Origin of the sequence: Plantibacter sp. CFBP 13570 (assembly GCF_014841395.1) — a bacterium.
GTDB lineage: Bacteria > Actinomycetota > Actinomycetes > Actinomycetales > Microbacteriaceae > Plantibacter > Plantibacter auratus.
Window position 1 is genome coordinate 1 of sequence record NZ_JACYTW010000116.1, and the last position, 5,017, is coordinate 5,017.

The 5,017-nt window shown below is 70.6% G+C and carries 7 protein-coding genes; all 7 read right to left on the minus strand.

The annotated features are described in order from the left end of the window. Positions 1–488 (minus strand): Trp biosynthesis-associated membrane protein (locus IFT89_RS19555; protein WP_202939807.1); only part of this gene is annotated, 488 nt, incomplete at its 3' end. Positions 489–501: 13 nt separating this feature from the next. Next, a complete protein-coding gene (gene hisI / locus IFT89_RS19560) occupies positions 502–867 on the minus strand; it encodes a phosphoribosyl-AMP cyclohydrolase (RefSeq protein ID WP_202939810.1) in 366 nt (121 codons plus the stop codon). A gap of 20 nt (positions 868–887) precedes the next feature. Beyond that, positions 888–1,652 (minus strand): imidazole glycerol phosphate synthase subunit HisF, encoded by a 765-nt coding sequence (gene hisF / locus IFT89_RS19565; protein ID WP_192004902.1) that lies wholly within the window; start codon positions 1,650–1,652, stop codon positions 888–890. 47 nt (positions 1,653–1,699) lie between these two features. Beyond that, positions 1,700–2,539, minus strand: coding sequence for an ATP phosphoribosyltransferase (gene hisG, locus IFT89_RS19570; RefSeq protein WP_202939808.1), 840 nt, complete (start codon positions 2,537–2,539; stop codon positions 1,700–1,702). 76 nt (positions 2,540–2,615) lie between these two features. After that, complete coding sequence (locus IFT89_RS19575) at positions 2,616–2,879, minus strand: phosphoribosyl-ATP diphosphatase (protein ID WP_064293847.1); 264 nt, start codon at positions 2,877–2,879, stop codon at positions 2,616–2,618. A 65-nt stretch (positions 2,880–2,944) separates the two neighbouring features. After that, the gene (gene rpe / locus IFT89_RS19580; RefSeq protein WP_079705936.1) at positions 2,945–3,613 is read right to left on the minus strand and encodes a ribulose-phosphate 3-epimerase; all 669 of its coding nucleotides are present in this window, start codon (positions 3,611–3,613) and stop codon (positions 2,945–2,947) included. Between the two features lie 10 nt (positions 3,614–3,623). Next, on the minus strand, positions 3,624–5,003 hold the full coding sequence (locus IFT89_RS19585; protein ID WP_202939809.1) for an RsmB/NOP family class I SAM-dependent RNA methyltransferase: 1,380 nt from the start codon (positions 5,001–5,003) through the stop codon (positions 3,624–3,626). Positions 5,004–5,017: the final 14 nt, after the last annotated feature.

Genomic DNA, 5,017 nt, shown 5'->3' on the forward strand with positions numbered 1-5,017 from the left:
GTGGTCGCCGCGACGAGGTCGATGGTCGACTGGCTCCCGGCGACGCCCGTGGCCTCGGTCACGGCCGCCGCGCCCGCGGTCGCCGGCGAGGCGAGCACGGCGATCGACGAGATCATGACGCAGGCGCCGATCACGGCCTCCAGCAGGCCGAGGATGATGCGGAACACCGGCCCGGCGATCGCCAGCGCCGCGACGAGGGCGAGACCGGCGAGGGCGAGTGCGGACAGGGCGGGAGCGGCGACGGAGCCGACCACGTCGAGCGCGCCGGAGTGTGGGCCGACGCCAACGAGGCTGATCGAGAGCCAGGTCTGGGTCCACGCCGCGAGGATGAGCGCGTCGGCGAGGACGGCGGTGACGAGGAGCAGGGTCTTCAGGCGGCGCTGACGAATGCGCAGAGCTCGTGACTCGAGCTCGTCAGCCTCGGACGGTTCGTCGCGCCTCGGCGGCTCCACCGGCCCGGACTGGGGTGCTGCAGTGCTCTCGGTCATGCTCCAACTCGATTCATGGTGTCGGCGATGGCGCTGCGACGACGTCGAGGCTCCGGCCGTCGAAACAGCTGCGTGTGCCCGTGTGGCAGGCAGCGCCGTGCTGATCGACCTCCACCAACAGGGTATCCCCGTCGCAGTCGTAGGCGAGCGCCCGGACGAACTGCACGTGTCCGGAGGTGTCCCCCTTGCGCCAGTACTCCTGTCGTGAGCGGGACCAGTAGGTGACCCGACCCTCGGTCATCGTCCGGCGGACGGCCTCGGCGTCCATCCAGCCGAGCATGAGCACCTCGCGGGAGTCCCACTGCTGCACGATCGCGGGGAGCAGGCCCTGCGCGTCGAAGGTGAGCTGCCCGATCGCGGTCTCCGGATCGGCGCCCATCGGGATGGTGATGTCCGCGCTCATGCCCGCACCGTCCAGCCGGCGTCGGCGAGTTCCTGTTTGACCTGCCCGATCGTCAACTCGCCGTTGTGGAAGACGCTCGCAGCGAGGACGGCGTCGGCCCCCGCGGCGATCGCGGGTGGGAAGTCGGCGAGGCGGCCTGCTCCCCCTGACGCGATGACCGGAACCCGGCTGATCTCGCGCATGGCGCTGATGAGCTCGGTGTCGAACCCGGCCTTGGTGCCGTCGGCGTCGATCGAGTTCACCAACAGCTCGCCCGCACCGCGGTCGATCGCCTCGGAGGCCCAGGCGAGCGCGTCGAGTTCGGTCTCACGTCGGCCGCCGTGTGTCGTGACGATCCATCCGGATGCGCTGCCGGCGTGTCGCTTCACGTCCAGGGAGAGGACGAGGACCTGAGCGCCGAAGCGGTCGGCGATCTCCCCCAGCAACTCCGGTCGGCCGATCGCGGCGCTGTTCACGCCGACCTTGTCCGCCCCGCTGGCCAGCAGCCGGGAGACGTCCTGGGTCGAGCGGACCCCGCCGCCGACCGTGAGCGGGATGAAGACCTGCTCGGCGGTCCGGCTGACGAGGTCGTAGGTGGTGTCGCGTTCGGCGACGGTGGCCGTGACGTCGAGGAAGGTCAGTTCGTCCGCGCCCTGCTCGGCGTAGCGCTTCGCGAGTTCGACGGGGTCGCCGGCGTCGCGGAGGTCGAGGAAGTTGACGCCCTTCACGACGCGCCCGTCGGCGACGTCGAGACAGGGGATGACTCGGGTGGCGAGTGACACGGAGGCCTCCGCAGAGCGACTGGGACGGGTGGTGAGGGACGGGCGATTCAGAGTCGGGCGGCGTGGATGGCCGTGACGAGGATGGCGCGTGCGCCGAGCTCGTAGAGGCGGTCCATGACGTCGTTCGCGTCGCCGCGAGGGATCATGACCCGGACCGCCACCCACTCGGGGTCGCGGAGCGGCGAGATCGTCGGCGACTCGATGCCACCGGCGACGGCGGTCGCCTGCTCGAGCAGCCGGACGGGGAGGTCGTAGTCGACGAGCACGTACTGCCGCGCGACGAGGACGCCCTGCAGTCGGCGGATGAGCGTCGCGGTGGTGGGCTTCGTCTCCGGCGACGCGATGAGCACGGCGGTGGAGTCGAGGATCACCGGGCCGAAGATGCCCAGTCCGGCCTTCCGGAGGGTCGTGCCGGTGGACACGACATCGGCCACCGCGTCCGCGACCCCGAGCTGGACCGCCGACTCGACCGCACCGTCGAGGTGGACGAGCGTCGCATCCACACCGGCGTCGCGGAGGAAGTTGCCGACGAGGCCGGGGTAGCTGGTGGCGACCGTCTTCCCCGCGAGATCGGAGAGCTCGGAGAACTCGTCGGTCGGACCGGCGAAGCGGAACGTCGACCCGCCGAAGCCCAGCTCGGCGAGTTCAGTCGCGGCGGAGTGCGAGTCCAGGAGCAGATCGCGCCCCGTGATGCCGATGTCCAGGGCGCCGGAACCGACGTAGGTCGCGATGTCGCGCGGACGGAGGTAGAAGAACTCGACGTCGTTCCGTGCGTCGACGACGTGGAGCTCCTTGGTGTCGCGACGGGTCGCGTAGCCGGCCTCCTGCAGCATCTCGACGGCGGTCTCGGACAGCGAGCCCTTGTTGGGCACGGCGACTCTCAGCATGGGGTGACTTTCGTGTTGTGCGATGGTGTCTCGACAGGGTGATCAGGAGGCGCGGCGGATGCGCCGCGACGTGCTCCTACAGATGTCGGTATACGTCGGCGGGGGTGAGCCCCTTCGCCACCATCATCACCTGCACGTGGTAGAGCAGCTGGGAGATCTCCTCGGCCGTCTCGGTGTCGCTCTGGTACTCGGCCGCCATCCAGACCTCGGCGGCCTCCTCGACGATCTTCTTCCCGATGCCGTGCACACCCGTGTCCAGTTCGCGGACGGTGCCGGAACCCTCCGGCCGGGTCTCGGCCTTCAGGCGCAGCTCGTCGAACAGCTCGTCGAAGGTTTTCACGTGCTCCAGGGTACCGGTTCCGGGCGGCGGCGCGCACCGCGGACGCGCTGGACCGGCCCGCTGCGTCAGTGGGTGTGCGTCGACGCCTCGGCGGCGGCCCGGAGCAGCGCGATGTTCGAGGCCGGATCGGAACCGCTGTAGACGGCCGACCCCGCGACGAAGGTGTCGGCACCGGCGGCGGCCGCGATCCCGATCGTGTCCGCGGAGATCCCGCCGTCGACCTGGAGCCAGACGTCGAGACCGGTGCGTGCGACCTCGGCTGACAGCGCCTGCAGCTTCGGCATGGTCTCCGGCATGAACGACTGTCCGCCGAACCCCGGTTCGACCGTCATGACGAGCACTTGGTCGAACTCCGGCAGGAGTTCCAGGTACGGCTCGATGGGCGTGCCGGGCTTCACCGCGATCCCGGCACGCGCCCCGATGGAACGCAGGCGTCTGGCGAGGGCGACGGGGTCGCCGGTGGCCTCGGCGTGGAACGTCACCGAGAACGCCCCGAGCTCGGCGTAGCCGGGAGCCCATCGATCGACGTCCGAGATCATGAGGTGGACGTCGAGCGGGACCGGAGACACGTCCTGGATGCGACCGACCATCTGCGGACCGAACGTGAGGTTCGGGACGAAATGGTTGTCCATGACGTCGACGTGAACGAGGTCGGCGCTCGCGATCCGCTCCAGGTCGGCCTGGAGGTTCACGAAATCGGCGGACAGGATGCTCGGGTTGATGCGCGCGGACATGTACTCGAGCCTATCGATCGACGGTGGGTCCGGCCGACTCCGCGGGCTTGCGGAGCAGCGCGATGTACATTGCGTCGGTGCCCTGTCGGTGCGGCCAGAGCTGGACCGCTCCACCGGGCGCCGCGGCGTCGAGCGGTTCGGTCGTGACCTGGTCGAGCACCGCGGAGGTGTCGAGTCGCTCCATCCCGGGGTGGGCTCGCAGCGCGCTCTCCACGATCAGTGCCGTCTCGCCGACGTGCGGCGAACACGTCACGTACGCCACGATCCCGCCGGGAGCGAGCGCGGTGATGGCGGCGTCGAGCAGTGAGCCCTGCAGTCGGGTGAGTTCGGAGACGTCCTTCGGGGTCTTCCGCCACCGCGCCTCCGGTCGTCGTCGCAGCGCGCCGAGCCCGGTGCACGGGGCGTCGAGGAGGATTCGGTCGTAGCTCCCGGGATGCTCCGCAGCGAGCTTCGTGCCGTCGGCGGTCGAGACCGACACCTCGAGCGGGACACCTGCGAGGGCGCGTTCCACGAGACGGGCCCTCGCAGGGACCAGTTCGTTCGCATCGAGGCGTGCCTCCCCGGCGAGAGCCTCGGCGGCCAGGAGTGCCGCCTTGCCACCCGGGCCCGCGCACAGGTCGAGCCATCGCTCGCCGGGCCGCACCGGTACCGCCCGCGTCAGCGCGAGCGCGGCGAGCTGCGAGCCCTCGTCCTGGACGCGGAGGCGGCCGCCGCCGGTCCCGACGAGCTGGACCGGGTCGCCGCCGGGGTTGCGGAAGCCGTATGGGGAGAAGCGGTTCGGCTCGGCGTCCTCGGGCCGATCGGCGAGCCCCGGGAGCGCGATAAGGTTCACCTGCGGGGCGAGGTTGTCCGCGGCCAGCGCCTCCTCGAGTTCGTCGCCGCGGTCCTGCAGGTCGAGCGCCTGCCTGATGGCCCGAACGACCCACGACGGGTGGGCGGTGCTCACTGCCAGGCGATCAGTGTCGTTCGTGACCTCACCCAGCAGGATCCGCTCCCACTCGGCGGGTTCGGTCCGCGAGATGGTGCGGAGGACACCGTTGGTGAAGCCTGCCGCCGACCGCGAACCGGCGGACCGGGCGAGTTCGACGGACTCGTTCACGGCGGCGTGGCCTGCGACGCGCATGGAGAGCAGCTGATGGGCACCGAGCCGCAGGACGTCGAGGATCGCGTCGTCGATCTCGGTCACGGGTCGCTTCGCCGCGTGCGCGATGACGCGGTCGTAGTACCCGCGTCGGCGAAGGGTGCCGTACGTCAGCTCGGTCGCGAGGCCGGCGTCCGCCGGACTCAACTTCGCCTCGGCCAGCCGGTGTGGCAGGAGGAGGTTCGCGTAGGCGTCCGAGGTGCTGACGGCGTGGATGACGTCGAAGGCCACTCGGCGTGCCGGCTGCACGGTCGCCGAGTCAC

What these genes read in the sequence shown, in the direction of transcription:
- hisI (WP_202939810.1), bottom strand. Translation starts at nt 867, where the DNA reads ATGGGCGCCGATCCGGAGACCGCGATCGGGCAGCTCACCTTCGACGCG.
- hisG (WP_202939808.1), bottom strand. Translation starts at nt 2,539, where the DNA reads ATGCTGAGAGTCGCCGTGCCCAACAAGGGCTCGCTGTCCGAGACCGCC.
- rpe (WP_079705936.1), bottom strand. Translation starts at nt 3,613, where the DNA reads ATGTCCGCGCGCATCAACCCGAGCATCCTGTCCGCCGATTTCGTGAAC.